12 protein-coding genes are annotated in these 14,432 nt (G+C 30.9%); 4 read left to right on the top strand and 8 right to left on the bottom strand.

Features of this window, described 5'->3' with window-relative positions; all coding sequences use genetic code 11:
- Complete coding sequence (locus ACTF56_RS08995) at positions 1 to 393, top strand: DUF4296 domain-containing protein (protein ID WP_438966568.1); 393 nt, start codon at positions 1 to 3, stop codon at positions 391 to 393.
- Here ACTF56_RS08995 and ACTF56_RS08990 read toward each other — a convergent pair.
- Complete coding sequence (locus ACTF56_RS08990) at positions 368 to 1,363, bottom strand: NAD-dependent epimerase/dehydratase family protein (protein ID WP_438966567.1); 996 nt, start codon at positions 1,361 to 1,363, stop codon at positions 368 to 370. The two genes, ACTF56_RS08995 and ACTF56_RS08990, sit on opposite strands and share 26 nt — an antisense overlap.
- 151 nt (positions 1,364 to 1,514) lie before the next feature.
- On the opposite strand from ACTF56_RS08990, the gene tyrS reads away from it, so the two are divergent.
- Entirely contained in the window at positions 1,515 to 2,807 is a 1,293-nt protein-coding gene (gene tyrS / locus ACTF56_RS08985) for a tyrosine--tRNA ligase (protein WP_438966566.1), read from the top strand.
- A 28-nt stretch (positions 2,808 to 2,835) separates the two neighbouring features.
- Here tyrS and ACTF56_RS08980 read toward each other — a convergent pair whose 3' ends face one another.
- The 5 genes from ACTF56_RS08980 to ACTF56_RS08960 all read right to left on the bottom strand — a co-directional run bounded on the left by ACTF56_RS08980 (position 2,836) and on the right by ACTF56_RS08960 (position 10,628).
- The gene (locus ACTF56_RS08980) at positions 2,836 to 3,816 is read right to left on the bottom strand and encodes a LuxE/PaaK family acyltransferase (RefSeq protein WP_438966565.1); all 981 of its coding nucleotides are present in this window, start codon (positions 3,814 to 3,816) and stop codon (positions 2,836 to 2,838) included.
- A 142-nt stretch (positions 3,817 to 3,958) separates the two neighbouring features.
- Positions 3,959 to 6,019: a T9SS type A sorting domain-containing protein gene (locus ACTF56_RS08975; protein ID WP_438966564.1), complete on the bottom strand. Its 2,061-nt coding sequence runs from the start codon at positions 6,017 to 6,019 to the stop codon at positions 3,959 to 3,961.
- Between the two features lie 102 nt (positions 6,020 to 6,121).
- Complete coding sequence (locus tag ACTF56_RS08970) at positions 6,122 to 6,460, bottom strand: T9SS type A sorting domain-containing protein (protein ID WP_438966563.1); 339 nt, start codon at positions 6,458 to 6,460, stop codon at positions 6,122 to 6,124.
- A gap of 108 nt (positions 6,461 to 6,568) precedes the next feature.
- Complete coding sequence (locus ACTF56_RS08965) at positions 6,569 to 7,711, bottom strand: hypothetical protein (RefSeq protein ID WP_438966562.1); 1,143 nt, start codon at positions 7,709 to 7,711, stop codon at positions 6,569 to 6,571.
- 145 nt (positions 7,712 to 7,856) lie between these two features.
- Entirely contained in the window at positions 7,857 to 10,628 is a 2,772-nt protein-coding gene (locus ACTF56_RS08960) for a carboxypeptidase-like regulatory domain-containing protein (protein WP_438966561.1), read from the bottom strand.
- A 177-nt stretch (positions 10,629 to 10,805) separates the two neighbouring features.
- On the opposite strand from ACTF56_RS08960, the gene ACTF56_RS08955 reads away from it, so the two are divergent.
- Together ACTF56_RS08955 and ACTF56_RS08950 are read left to right on the top strand one after the other, a co-directional pair.
- Complete coding sequence (locus tag ACTF56_RS08955) at positions 10,806 to 11,489, top strand: response regulator transcription factor (RefSeq protein ID WP_438966560.1); 684 nt, start codon at positions 10,806 to 10,808, stop codon at positions 11,487 to 11,489.
- Positions 11,489 to 12,532 carry a sensor histidine kinase gene (locus ACTF56_RS08950; protein WP_438966559.1) on the top strand — a complete coding sequence of 348 codons (1,044 nt, stop codon included), beginning with the start codon at positions 11,489 to 11,491 and terminating at the stop codon, positions 12,530 to 12,532. Before ACTF56_RS08955 ends, ACTF56_RS08950 begins: the two co-directional genes overlap by 1 nt.
- Here the strand turns inward: ACTF56_RS08950 and ACTF56_RS08945 are convergent.
- On the bottom strand, positions 12,515 to 13,558 hold the full coding sequence (locus ACTF56_RS08945; RefSeq protein WP_438966558.1) for a glycosyltransferase: 1,044 nt from the start codon (positions 13,556 to 13,558) through the stop codon (positions 12,515 to 12,517). The genes ACTF56_RS08950 and ACTF56_RS08945 overlap by 18 nt on opposite strands.
- Positions 13,559 to 13,580: 22 nt before the next feature.
- A complete protein-coding gene (locus ACTF56_RS08940) occupies positions 13,581 to 14,399 on the bottom strand; it encodes a UDP-2,3-diacylglucosamine diphosphatase (protein ID WP_438966557.1) in 819 nt (272 codons plus the stop codon).
- Positions 14,400 to 14,432: the final 33 nt, after the last annotated feature.

The raw sequence follows: 14,432 nt of genomic DNA, 5'->3' as shown, positions 1-14,432 counted from the left end.
ATGAAAAGTATAGTTTGTTTTTTTAGTGTAATGCTTTTTATTTCGTGTGGAGACAATGCTGTGCCAAAGCCAGATAATCTTTTGTCACAAGATAAGATGGAAGATATTTTATACGATCTAACAGTGCTTCAAGCTGCCGATACAGGAATGCCTCAAATATTGAATGACAATCAAATTGAAGTAAATAATTACATTTACAAAAAATACAAAATAGACAGTATTACTTTCTATCAAAATCATAAATACTATGCTTCAAATGTTAAAAATTTCAAGCGAATGTACACACATATCACTGAAAGGTTAAATGAAGTCAGAACAGAAGTTGATACTTTACTGGTTAAGAAAGAAAAAGTACCTGCAGCACCAACTAAAGATACTCCTTTGATAAAGTAGTTAAATAAGATTTTATATCTAAAAAAGAGTAATTCAATTCGGTTATAATTTTTGAATTATCGTAAATATCCACAGAGTGAGAAGACTTTGATGTTGCACGTGTAAAAGTTCTTTTCTTACGTGTAATTTTCGACAAAAACCAATCCAATCGCCATGCTATTCTAGTTAAACTTTTGTTGGCATAAATAGAAGGACGTTTTGCTTTTAAACCATCAGCAATTGTGAATAAAATAGTTTCTAAAGTTGGGTTTTCGGCAACTAAAGTATATTGTTGACCATTTACGTTTTTTTGCATTAATTGCATCATACAATTCACTACATCTTCTACAGCAATTATTCCGGTTTTACCTTTTGTATAAAAAGAAAGTCCCTTTTTTACAGAGTTAAAAATCACACTGCTGCCTTGTTCAGGAAATCCATAACCAAAAATAACACCTGGATTTACAATTACAACTTCCAATCCTTCTTGAAAACCTCTCCAAACTTCCATTTCAGCACCGTATTTTGAAATGGCATAATCACCATGAAGTTTTTCTGGATTCCAATCGGTTTCTTCTGTTATAGTTGTTTCTCCTTCTTTTGTGTCACCTAGAGCAGCAATTGAACTCACATGACAAAGTTTTTTTACACCAAAATCAATACAACAATTTACAATATTAGCCGTTCCTTCAATATTGACTTTTCGTAATTTTTCTTCGTCTTTAGGGTCAAATGATATTAATGCAGCACAATGATAAACAATTGTTATATTTTCAAAAGCTATGTTTAAAGAGGGAATATCAGTAATGTCACCTTCAATCCAATTAATTTTATCAAATAAGTTTAATTGATTTTTATAAGCAAAAACGTTTTTGACTTTATCAATATTTTTTGAATTTCGATACAAAGCTTTAACACTATTGTTTTCTTGCAATAAAGAAATCAATAAATGTGAACCCACTAAACCTGTTGCTCCTGTAACTAATATCATAGTGTAAAGATAAATAGATTCTTTTGATTTAAGATTGATGATTAACGATTTTTGATTTAAGAATTTTAAAACTATACCCTATATTTGCAAAAAAATAATAGTAACAAAATTTCAGCAAAATTATAAGATGCTGAAATGAATTCAGCATAAAATGAAAAATCTAGTAGAAGAATTACAATGGAGAGGCTTGGTACACGATATGATGCCAGGAACAGAAGAGCAATTATTAAAAGAAGCTACTACAGTTTATATAGGATTTGATCCAACTTCAGATTCACTGCACATTGGAAGTTTAGTGCCAATTATTTTATTGAAACATTTACGCAATTTTGGACATAGACCAATTGCATTAGTTGGTGGTGCAACAGGAATGATTGGTGATCCTTCTGGAAAGTCAGATGAAAGAAATTTGTTAGATGAAGAAACCTTAAATTTCAATGTAAGTGGAATTAAAAATGTTCTTTCTAATTTTTTAGATTTTGATGCTACAGATGAAAACGCACCAATTTTAGTAAACAATTATGATTGGATGAAAGATTTTTCATTTATCAACTTTGCTCGTGATGTAGGTAAAAGAATTACTGTGAATTACATGATGGCAAAAGATTCTGTTAAGAAACGTTTATCGGGTGATGCTGGAGAAGGAATGAGTTTTACCGAGTTCACTTACCAATTAATTCAAGGATACGATTTTTACCATTTGAATAAAGAATACAACTGTTTGTTGCAAATGGGTGGAAGTGACCAATGGGGAAACATCACAACAGGAACAGAATTAGTGCGTAGAATGAACGTGGATAACGAAGAGCGTTCAAAAGCGTTTGCAATGACTTGTCCGTTAATCACAAAAGCAGATGGTTCTAAATTTGGAAAATCAGAAGGCGGAAATGTTTGGTTAACAGCTGATAAAACGTCACCTTACAAATTCTACCAATTTTGGTTAAACACTTCAGATGTTGATGCTGAAAAATATATTAAAATCTTTACATTTTTGGATAAAGAAACAATTGATGCAATAATTGCTGAACATAACGAAGCACCACATGTAAGAGTATTGCAAAAACGTTTGGCAGAAGAATTGATGTTGTTAGTGCATTCAAAAGAAGATTTAGACAGTGCTATTTTTGCATCTGGAGCTTTTTTTAGCAAAGATATGGAAGATTTGAAAAAGCTTAATGATAAAGAAATAATTGGAATTACGGACATCGAAATTCCAAGAGATATAATCAAGAATGAAGTTGATATTGTTACTTTTTTAAATGAGACCTCTGGAATTCTTGCCTCTAATGGTGAAGCAAGAAGAGCTTTAAAGGAAAATTCAATTTCGGTTAATAAAGAAAAAGTTAAAGAGGATAAAATTATTACTAATAATGATTTAATTAGTAATCAGTTTATACTTTTACAGAAAGGAAAGAAAAATTATTATGTTGTTAGGATTGTATAATTGATTCAATAAACAAACATTTTAACAGTTAAACAACCATCAAATTACACCCACGAATATCAGAATTATCAAAACGTCCCAGCACTTCGAAAGAATGGTTGGGATATTTTTTGCCTAAATCTTGCGTAGCTATAAACGAACACGAATTAATGTTAGCCAAATCAATAACGTTAATTCCACCTGTTTTTCCTTCATTTACATAAGATAAAGCGTCTTCTGTATCTCTGATTAGGATTTGCATCCAATTCGGGCATTCAAAAATTCCGTTTCCTAAAGAATAAGCTTGTGAAAGCAATTCGGTCATTCCATATTCAGAATGAATTACAGGAACTCCAAAACCTTGACATAAAATCTCATGTAATTCCTCTCGAATCATTTCTTTTCTCTTGCCTTTCATGCCACCAGTTTCCATGATGATTGTGTTTTTTAATTGGAATTGATTCATTTCAATTAAATCTAATAAAGCATAAGTCACGCCAATTAATAATACATTTTGACCTGAATTATCTAACTCAATTAACTTCGCGATAAGCTCCTCATAATTGTTCAAATAAAAACCACTGTCTTCATGATTGCTACTTTTAATTAAATCATCAACCATGTGAATTAAAGAAGAACCTTCGCGTTCCAAATAGGATGGAAGCAAAGCTAACACACAATAATCTTCAATATTGCCATAGAATTCAGAAAAAGCGTTTCGATAACTTTCTTCATACAAAGAAATATCTGTGACTAGATGTTTACTAGTTTGCATTCCTGTTGTGCCACTGCTTGTAAAAATAGCTTGAATGGCACCTTTTGAACTTAAGACTTCATGACTTTTAAAAAATTGAATGGGTAAAAATGGAATTTCAGTAAGAGTCTTTACATTTTCTTTATTTTTTTTTATGAGCAAACAAAATTCTTGATATACCTTATTATTATCAAACTGAAATCGGAAAACCTTTAAAGCGATTTTCTCAAATTCCTTTTTGGATGCAATGGTGAATATATCGTTTGAATTAATCATGTTGATGAGGTTCTTTATCTCCAGATTTTAATGAAGTTCAAGTTGTTTGCAAAAGTATAAAATAAAAAAGCACCAACGTGATGTTGATGCTTTTTATAAGTGAATTTTTGTCATCCTGAACTTGATTCAGGATCTTAAAAATTTATTTTACCACTAATTTTCTTGTAGCAGTTTTTCCGTCTTCAGTTATTTTAACGATGTAAATTCCAGCGTTTAAATCACCAATAGTAACCGTATTGTTAACTACATTAGCATTTACAACTTCTTTTCCTAACATATCAAAGATAGCTACATTCATGTCAGAATTTAAGTCAGAAGTAATATTTAAAACAGTTCCAGAAACTGGGTTTGGATACATTGCTAAACCATTGATTGCATTAATATCATTAACAGATAATGTATTTGAATATTGATTTAATGGATATGGTACAGTGGTTGCAGCATTAGTTGTCCCTCCTTCTAATTGGTTAATTCCACTAAAAGTCCAGTTCCCAATTACAAATGTTCCATCAGGTCCAGTATTGGATACCCTGTAAGCCCATCCATCTAAATATTCCCAAGCTGTTCCAGTACCGTCAGCATTAACATCTCCAAAAGTATCAATAATAGTACCGTTTTCGTATAATTCAATTGCATCATCGCCATTTATACTTACCACTCCTGTTGTGTAATCTGGAGCAAATCCAAAAAAGTTATTAAATTCTACTGCTTCAGTAGCTACAAATATACTTTCTCCAGCTGTAACAGCAACTGCAGGGAATGTAAATTCAATATTTGAGCCATTTGTACCAGCTCCATTTGTAACTGAGCTAATACCAAATAAAGATAAATCAGGAATAGCTGCTAAAGAATATAATTCTACACCTTTTGGATTTCCACCTGGGTTAGGCCCGTCGTAAACACCTATGATAACAAGCGAATTTGTAGCGCTGCCAAATACATTACCCATAACAGCTACTATTTGATCTGTTGCAGATGTTGATGATACAGTTACATTACCTGAATATGAATTTATAGCTAAACCTGAAGCTAATCTCACAAAAATTTCTGTTGAAGCAACAGTACCAGAACTTGGAGTTAAAGAAACTGAATTTGCAAAGCCTGAACCAGAAGTTAGTGAAACTTCAAAATTTGTAGGTGCAGTAATTGTTAAGTTAGAAGTTAAAAATAAACCTTCAACGAAAATAGACTCTTCGTTTGATGGACCAGAGCCAAAGGAATAGTTAAGTGCTCCAGGAGTGCCACCAGTAATTGTAAGTTGTGGAGTTGCAGCAGTTACAATTCCATTTAAAGATAGAGTAACATTAGTTGCACCAGTTGAAGAAGCAGTAACATCTCCATTATAAGTATTGGCTGTTAAACCAGCTGCTAGTCTTACATATACTGTTGTAGTATTTACTGTACCACCTGTTTGTGTTAAAGTAACAGAAGGGCCAAAACCGGAGCCAGTAGATAAAGATACTTCAAAATTAGTTGGAGCAGTTACAGTAATATCTTGTGTTAAATTGATACCTGAAATATTAAAAGTGCCTTCTGATGAAGGTCCATTTCCTTCAAAATAGTCTAAACTAGGAATAGATCCAGAAAGATTTATAGTTGGAGTTGTAGTTGCTGTTGTTGAGTAAGAACCGAAAGGGACTATTGTGCTTAAAGCAGTGGCAGAATTACATAACCCTTGGTTATCAAGAACATTTTGAGCGCCAAAAGTAAAATCTAGTACATTAAACACACCTGCATTTGCTGGTACACCATTAACTCTGTAATAATAAGAATCTACATGCTCCCAAGCAGTACCTGTTCCGTCAACACCACCTTCACCAAAACGGTCAATAACAGCTGAAGATGCATTAATTAATTGAAAAGCATCATCACCATTATCATTAATAGCTGCAGAAAGTAGAATATTTGTTGTTATACCAAATTCAGCCGTTACAGTTGCAACATCATTTGTTATGTAAGCAAACGAATTTGTTAAACTACCAAGTGTTGTTAGATCTATGTTTGTAGTAAAACCACCACCATTTGATTGTCTAACTAAATTCCAACCAGTCAAATCAACGGTTCCATTTACATAAATTTCAACGGTTCTACCAAGTTGACTAGGACAACCTGAATCCAGGTATCCAGTAATTACTACTTCTTGTGCATTGGATAAACCAAAAGAAAAAAGCATTGTTAATACTAAAAAGTAAATTTTTTTCATGTGTATAAATTTTTATTTGGTACAAAAATAAAAAAAATATACAAGAAAAGAATCTACTTAACGTAATAATAACATCTTTTTATTAACAACAAAAGGCGTTAACTATTTGATTATTAGCTTTCTTGTTGCTACAGCTTCTTTTTCTTTAATTTTTATGATATAAACTCCAGAATTCAATGTAGAAATGTTAATTTCTTTAGCACTTGTTTTTATGTCAAACATTTTTTTACCAAGAACATCAAAAATTTGAATTTCTTTTTCTAATCCTAATTTTGAAGTAATGTAGAGCTTACCATTACTGACTGGATTTGGATAAATAGACAATCCCTCAATTGTAGGTTCTTGAGAAGTTGTAGCACTGTTTTTTACCTCTTGAGCATTTGCTTCAAAAGTCAAAAAGAAAAGTGACAAGATTAGAATTAATATGTAGTTTTTTTTCATTGGGGATGAATTTAGTTTCAAATATACAAATTATTTATAAACAAAATGTATGCCAATAAAAAAATCCCTCAGTTTTGAGGGATTTTTAACAGAATTTTTATAGATTAATTACAAACCAGTTGTCCATCCAATAGTCCATGATGGTGTTGATCCACCATTTCCAGCACCTGAGGCAGTACCTTGTGTCATGTAAGTTGTATTTGTCCCTGTGTACTCTGAAAGCACACCTGAAATATTCACAAATTGTATTGGGTTGAATGTTACAAATCCGTTGTCAACACTTGTGTTTGCTGGAATATCAGTAGCATTGATTTTAATACCTTTTGCAAAATCTTGTACATAAATATTTTGTGCTGACCATTTTCCTGCACCTTCTTTTACAAACATTCCATGTTCTTGACCAGCTAAAGCTCCTTTCACTAAAGAAATATTTTTTAAAGTTACGTTTGTCAATGGCATAGCATTACCATTATCTCCGTTATTTGAACCTTCAATTCCTGCTTTAGCTACATCTTTAACATAAGCGTAGTCGATTGAACCTGAAAATCCGTCAGCAAAGTCTAATGCATCATCTTCACTGTGTAAAGCAACTAAGTATTTTGCATTTACTGAACCTCCAAAAAATTCGATACCGTCATCACCACTTTTATATGCTTGGATGTATTCAAATGTAGTTCCTGAACCAACACCAAATAGAGAGATACCGTTAAATTCTTTATCAGCATTAAAAGCTGCACCAGTATATTCAACTCTTAAATATTTGATAACTCCTGAGCTATCATCATTTTCTGTTCCACCGTAAGTTAAATCTGAAACTTCTGCAGTAGCAGTTTGTCCTGTTGAACCACCTTTGTTTGTATTAGCTCTTCCGCAGATAACTAATCCACCCCAATCTCCAGTTGCTTTAACTGGTTTTCCACTAGTCATTACAACTGGATTAGAAGAAGTTCCGTTAACATAAATTAAACCGTCTTGAGCAACTGCAATGTAAGAAGAAGTTCCACCAACAGCTTCAATTCTTGTTCCTGCAGGAATTGTTAAAGTAGCACCAGCTTTGATAATAAATGCACCAGTTAATTTATAAGTTTTAGACGGGTCTAAAGTGGCAGATTGTCCAGATGTTAATTCACCTTTAAAATCATCAGCGTTAATACTTACAGCTCCATCTGAAGTAGATGAATCGTTGTCTCTTGAACAAGATGTAAATAATAAAGTAGCAATAGCTAACGTAGATAAAATAATTTTTTTCATTGTGTTTTTTGTTGTTTAATTTGATAAGACAAATGTAGCCTTGGAGTGCTAACTTAAACTTATCTCAATGTTATGTATTTATTAAAAAAAAGAAAGGAGATTTAATAAAAACCTCCTTAATATTTTTTTAATGTTAATTAAATGTTTAGAATGAATATTTCATTGAAAAACTGAAATTTCTTCCTTTTTTATAGGAATCAACAACTACATTTTGAATGTCTTGTTTTCTTTCAATAGTTGGATCGGTTAAGTTTTTTGCACTTATTCCAAATCCAAGGTTTTTATTGAACTTAAATTTTAATATAAAATCTAAGGCAATAACTTCACTATCTACTAAATCTCCTTTGCCTGTAACTCCAAGGGCATAAATTCTGTCTGAAAAGTAAGCACCAGAAATCGTTGCAGTTAATGATTGTTCGGAAGAAAATTCTTTACTAAAAGTCATGTCAGCATTAACCAACAAATCTGAAGCTCCAGATAGCCTTGAATCTTTATTAGTAAAAGCAACACCTAAACCATTTGTTTCTCTACTTACTTTTTCAGAATCTAAGTCTTGATTTGTGTGTAGGTAAGAAATGTTTAAACCAGCAGCTAAGTTAGTTTTTTTATTGTCAGAAGAAACCTCTGTACTAAATATATCTTTTCTAATTTCTAATTCTGCTCCAATACCTACTGCTTTTTCTCCTGAATTTACCCAAGAAATATCATTTGTCGCAGAAGCAACAGTAACTTCATTAATTGGGTTTTGAATGTATTTTCCAAAACCTGTTAATGAGATTACTTCACCACCTTTTGGAAAAAATTCCCATTTTAAATCAAAATTATAATCTGTAGAATTGTAAAGTAATTCGTTACCAAAATACGATTGACCAACTTCTTCATACAAGAAAGGAGCTCGTTCTTTAAATTGAGGTAATGTGTAAGTTTTACTTGCTGCAAATTTTAAATTTTGTTTTTCGTTTACTTCATATTTTGCGGAAATAGATGGTAAATATTCCATAGTATCAAACAACGTTTTTCCTTGTTTTAAAGAAGTGTCGTAAAAGATATCTTGAATTATATATTCTGCACGAAATGCACCAATTACGTATAGTTTTGGATTAAATTGATATTCAACTGCACCAAAACCTGCAGAAATCATTTGTTGTCCATTGAAGTTTTGAGGAAGTAATGCATTGGCATTTGTTAAATCTCCCCTAAAAGTTCTTAAACTAAAAAAGTTTGCGTCAAGATTGGCTTGATTAAAATATCCGTCTAAATTATTTAAATCTACTGTTGGTTGAGAGGCAAAATTACTTCTTGTTACAGCTAAGTTAATTTGTGTTGCATCAAAATTAATTTCTTTGTAACGAGCACTGTATCCAGCAATTAATTTCCCTTTGTAATCCCCTTCTTCATTTTTTCCGAATTTGTACGAAACATTTAAGTTTCCTGCAATTTCGTCATCTTTCATTTCTTGATAATATCTATGATTATCTGCTTGATTAATATCTGAAGCCACTAAACGAGAAGTTGGATCATCAAATTGAAAAGGAACAATTGTATTTTGCATACGATCAGGAATCACATTTGTCAATGTATTGTATGAAACACCCCAGTCAAAATTGGTTCTTTCTCCAAACTTATGTTCACCTAAAAGCTGATTAACCAATAAATAAGTTCTATCGAAAGTTGAACGTCTAATAAAACCACCACCATTTTGAGCTGTTCCGTTAGCATCAATAATTCCATTAAATTCTTCATGCTTTTGAGAAGAAGAGTTGATTAACATGGTATTGATACGAAGGTTGTTGTTCTTATTAATTCTGTAATTAATGTTGGCCATTGCGTTTGAATTGGTTTGATACTCAAATGCTTTTCTGTTTAAATCTTTAATGGCTAAACCTTGAACATTAACACTTCCTCTTCTAACACCTTCTTTGTAATTGTATCCGTTATCAAAAGAAGCATTAAGGAAAAAGCTAAGTTTGCTAGTTTCACCAAAGCTAAAAGAATCTCCACCTCTAATATAAAATGAATTGTTTATGGGTGTAGCAGTTTGTTTGTCCCAACTTGTAGAAAAATTATAAGCTGATAAAGGATTGTTTGGAATAGGCTCATTGCTAAATCCACTAAAATTTGGACCATCTTGCAAGTAAAAATTATCTTGTTCAACTGCATTTGTATTTGAACCAATGCCAGTACCTATTTCTAAAGAGCCATCACCTTTGTAATTTTTTGAAACAATATCAATATTTGCTCCAGCAAAATCACCATAATTTTTGTAGTTGTAAGTTTTATCAATACCAATATATTCTACAATATCTGTTGAAAAAATTTCAAGATTAATGTTTTTATTAGAGGGATTGTTTGATGGTAATGGAAGTCCGTTTAAAGTAGTTGAATTGTAACGATCTCCCAGACCTCTAACATAAATACTGCCTGAACCTTCTTGTTTTGTTATTCCAGTTGTTTTGGTTACCGCAGAAGCAACATCGCTAATTCCTTTATTAGAAATTTCTTCAGCACCAATGCTTTGTTTTATTTCAACTGCTTTTTGTTGTTCTTGTAATAACGCTTTTACACTTTCTTGAGTAACCGTAGTTTCTAAAACAATCATTTCCATCTCAACACCTTCTACTTCTAAAGTACAATTGATGACTTTTTTCTCATTTGCTTTTAAAGTAACTGGAAATTCTAATGTTTTATAACCTAAAAATCCAATAACAATTGTATAATTTCCTGGATCCAATGATAATGTAAATTTACCGTTTTCATTAGTTGAAGTTCCTCTTGTAGTTCCTTTAACAGTTACATTAGCAAATGCCATTGGTTCATCTTGATATTCTTTGTCTAAAACCAAGCCTGTAACAGTAGCCTTTTGAGCCATACAAAACATAGAAAATAAGATAGTTACAATTAATAATTTAAATTTCATTTTAGTCGTTTTTTATTTTTGCAAAGAAACAATCATCAAATAAATTAGAAGTTAGTACCACATTACTAATACGTTTTGTTAACATTAAGAGATATGGGTCAATATTAAAAAATTGTAAATTTTTTTTATTCCTTTTTATTCTTCTTACATTTACCTAAGAATTTAATAATAGCACAAATGAAAAATAAAGATATCAAGATTTTATTGGTTGACGATGAACCAGATATTCTAGAAATTGTTGGATACAATTTATCACAAGAAGGATATAAAATCTTTACGGCTGAAAATGGAAAAGAAGCCATATCAATTGCTAAGAAAGAGATTCCAAATCTAATAATTTTAGATGTAATGATGCCTGAAATGGATGGTATTGAAGCCTGTGAAACCATCAGAAAAATGCCAGATTTAGAACACACAATCATTACCTTTTTAACGGCTCGTTCCGAAGATTATTCGCAATTAGCTGGATTTGATGCTGGTGCTGATGACTATATTGCAAAGCCAATTAAACCAAAAGTACTGGTAAGCAAAGTTAAGGCATTGTTAAGACGTTTAAAGGAAAAAGAAGAAAAAGGAGATGTTTTAAACGTTAACGGAATTGAAATTAACAGAGAAGAATATAAAATTGTTAAAGATGGTAACGAGATTATTTTACCAAGAAAAGAATTTGAATTATTTTATTTGTTAGCTTCTAAACCAGGTAAAGTTTTTACTAGAGAAGAAATTTTAGATAAAGTTTGGGGAAATGAAGTCATTGTTGGCGGAAGAACCATTGATGTTCATATTAGAAAATTAAGAGAAAAAATAGGAGATGACTTTTTTAAGACGATTAAAGGAGTTGGTTATAAAATAGAATTTTAATGTCAATCAATTTTAAGAAATCATATAAATTTGCAATAAAATCTTCTGTTTATATAAGTCTGTTTATATGCTTTCTTTTATTGTTGTTTCATTTTTTTTATCAAAATATAAACTTAATTTTTGCTTTATTAGCCGTAAGTTCTATTTTTATATTTTCCTTTTTTGTACTTCAATATCGTGTTGAAAAATTCATTTATCGTAGAGTAAAAAAAATCTATGATGATGTTTCATTATTGGAAAGTAGTACATTTAGAAATCAGCCAATTACTACCGATATGGCAACTTTGACTCAAGAAGTTCAAAAGTTTGCTAAAGACAAAAAATTAGAAATTGAAACCCTTAAAATTCGTGAAGAATACAGACGAGAATTCTTAGGGAATGTTTCACACGAATTAAAAACACCACTTTTTACGGTTCAAGGCTATTTATTGACTTTGCTTGATGGAGCAATGGACGATAAAAATATTCGTGAAAAATATTTAAAAAGAGCTGAAAAAGGAGTGGAACGTTTAATTTATATCGTTAAAGATTTAGACATGATTACTAAATTAGAAACGGGTGATATTAATCTAGATTTGTCTGAATTTGATATAGTTGAAGTAGTTCAAAATGTTTTTGATTTGTTAGAAATGCGTGCTTCTAAGAAAAACATAACTTTGACTTTTGATAAAAAATACAAACAAAAAATATTGGTTTTTGCTGATAAAGAAAAAACACAACAGGTAGTTACTAATTTGGTAATGAATTCTATCAAATACGGAAAAGAAAACGGAACCACTGAAGTAAGTATTGAAGATTTAGTCAACAATAAAGTAATTGTTAGAATTACAGATAATGGTGAAGGCATAGAAAAGAAACACATACCCAGACTATTTGAACGTTTTTACAGAGTAGATAAAAGTGGTGCTCGTAGCGAAGGCGGTTCAGGTTTAGGATTAGCCATTGTAAAACACATTGTTGAAGGTCACGACGAAAAAATCTACATTGAAAGCGAATTTGGAGTTGGATCTGAATTTTCTTTCACTTTAGAAAAGATCAAATAATTCTTTCCAAGTTATTTTTTTACTGTAGTTGGTAAATCCTTTGTAAAAATCAATTTTGTTAAGTTTTTCAATTTTAAATTTTTCTTGTTTGGAAGTAGGAATAATGCCTTCTTTGTCAAATTTTTTAGCCAAATATTCTTGTTCATATTGACCAGGAGTTGGAATAAAAAACGCTTTTTTATTCAATTTAGCCAAATCCATAACCGTTGTATAACCAGAACGACAAAGAATGTGATTGCTTTCATTAAAAGTTGTTTCCAATTCGGAACTATTCATAAAGTTATAATAGGTAATTGCCCCAATCGTTTCTTTGGTTTGAATTTTTTCAACTATACCCTTAATAAAAACTACTTTTTTTGGATAGTCTTTCAATTCATCAATAATTTTCTTTTCTAAAATGGTTCGTTGAGGTTCTGGACCTGAAAGTAAAACCATTAAGTCATATTTAATAGGCATTGGTTTTTTGCATAATCGACTTAAAGGACCAATGTATTTCACATTTTTAATCATCTCTGTAGGATGACCCAATTTTCCTGATAAGTTTTGACCGTTTTCAACGTCAGGAACCCAACATTCATTGAATTTTTTTATGTATTTTGCATGTAGCTTTGTAGTAATCCAAGAGGTATTTCCTGTTAAAACATTCAATTGATGTGTTATAAAAACGCAAGGCACTTCTTTAGAATATACGCCTAATCGATTATCCGAAATTATTCCGTCAAAGTTATACGCATCAAGAATTTTATTGATTTTTCTTCGTTCTTTTTTAACCGTCGAAATAATTTTAGGCAATTGTGCTAACATTTTCCATTTAAAGTTTTTTCCTTTTTGCGCATATTGAATGTCATAGGAAGGCAATTCAAACGAAACCACTTTAGGAAATTCTTTTTTCAACAATTCTAAAGCTACTCCATCAGACGCAATAATAGGCTCGTAACCATTATCCAATAACCCTTGAATTATTGGAATACATCTCGTAGCATGACCTAATCCCCAATTTAAAGGAGCAACTATAATTTTTTTCATTTAGAAAGAATTCTTTACAAATTTAATTTTTTAAAACTGCAATAAATTGTTCAGCCAATTTATTTTCATATTCAAAATGTTCTTCTTCAACTGCTACTTTGTGAACTTCATGTTTATATAATTTCCACTTTTTGCAATGATATTCTAAAGCCGTCAAATTTTCAATCCAATCACCGGAATTCAAATACATGGTTTTGCCTTTTTCATTTTCAATCAGTTCCATTTTTGGTTCATGAATGTGTCCACAAATCACATAATCATACTTGTTCTCAATAGCTAACTCAGTACAAATAGTTTCAAAGTTGGTAATGAACTTTACAGCAGATTTGACATTATTTTTTATTTTTTTTGATAACGAATAAGGTTCTCTATTCATTTTTAATAGAATCCAATTGATGAATCTATTAATTAAAATTAACATGTCATAACCCCAACCGCCCAATTTGGCCAACCATTTGGCATGAGTAATTGAAGCGTCAAAAACATCCCCGTGAAAAATCCAAGCCTTTTTTTGGTCAATTTCTAAAACTAACTTATCAAGTAAGCTTAAATTTCCTAAATTTAAATCGGAAAACTTTCTTAAAAATTCGTCATGATTTCCGGTCAAATAATACACTTTTGTGCCTTTTGAACTTAAAGAAATTATTTTTTTGATAACATTTAAATGACTTTTTGGAAAATAGGATTTTCTAAATTGCCAAATATCAATAATATCACCATTTAAAATTAGTGTTTTGGGCTTTATAGAAGATAAATATTCTAAAAGCTCTTTGGCATGACAACCATAAGTTCCAAGATGAACATCAGAAATAACAACCAGTTCGACTTTTCTTTTCTTCAAAATAAAATATTTTTACAAAAAAAGACCTTTTTA

Source organism: Flavobacterium sp., from assembly GCF_965657075.1.
In the GTDB taxonomy this organism is placed as follows: domain Bacteria; phylum Bacteroidota; class Bacteroidia; order Flavobacteriales; family Flavobacteriaceae; genus Flavobacterium.
Note: the sequence above shows the minus strand (reverse complement) of the source record. Positions and strands in the feature narration are given on the sequence as shown.

Bases quoted from the DNA above. Each gene is read 5' to 3' on its own strand.
- ACTF56_RS08995 (WP_438966568.1), top strand. From the start codon at position 1: ATGAAAAGTATAGTTTGTTTTTTTAGTGTAATGCTTTTTATTTCGTGT.
- ACTF56_RS08960 (WP_438966561.1), bottom strand. From the start codon at position 10,628: ATGAAATTTAAATTATTAATTGTAACTATCTTATTTTCTATGTTTTGT.
- ACTF56_RS08975 (WP_438966564.1), bottom strand. From the start codon at position 6,019: ATGAAAAAAATTTACTTTTTAGTATTAACAATGCTTTTTTCTTTTGGT.
- ACTF56_RS08980 (WP_438966565.1), bottom strand. From the start codon at position 3,816: ATGATTAATTCAAACGATATATTCACCATTGCATCCAAAAAGGAATTT.
- ACTF56_RS08965 (WP_438966562.1), bottom strand. From the start codon at position 7,711: ATGAAAAAAATTATTTTATCTACGTTAGCTATTGCTACTTTATTATTT.
- ACTF56_RS08970 (WP_438966563.1), bottom strand. From the start codon at position 6,460: ATGAAAAAAAACTACATATTAATTCTAATCTTGTCACTTTTCTTTTTG.
- tyrS (WP_438966566.1), top strand. From the start codon at position 1,515: ATGAAAAATCTAGTAGAAGAATTACAATGGAGAGGCTTGGTACACGAT.
- ACTF56_RS08955 (WP_438966560.1), top strand. From the start codon at position 10,806: ATGAAAAATAAAGATATCAAGATTTTATTGGTTGACGATGAACCAGAT.
- ACTF56_RS08990 (WP_438966567.1), bottom strand. From the start codon at position 1,363: ATGATATTAGTTACAGGAGCAACAGGTTTAGTGGGTTCACATTTATTG.
- ACTF56_RS08950 (WP_438966559.1), top strand. From the start codon at position 11,489: ATGTCAATCAATTTTAAGAAATCATATAAATTTGCAATAAAATCTTCT.
- ACTF56_RS08945 (WP_438966558.1), bottom strand. From the start codon at position 13,558: ATGAAAAAAATTATAGTTGCTCCTTTAAATTGGGGATTAGGTCATGCT.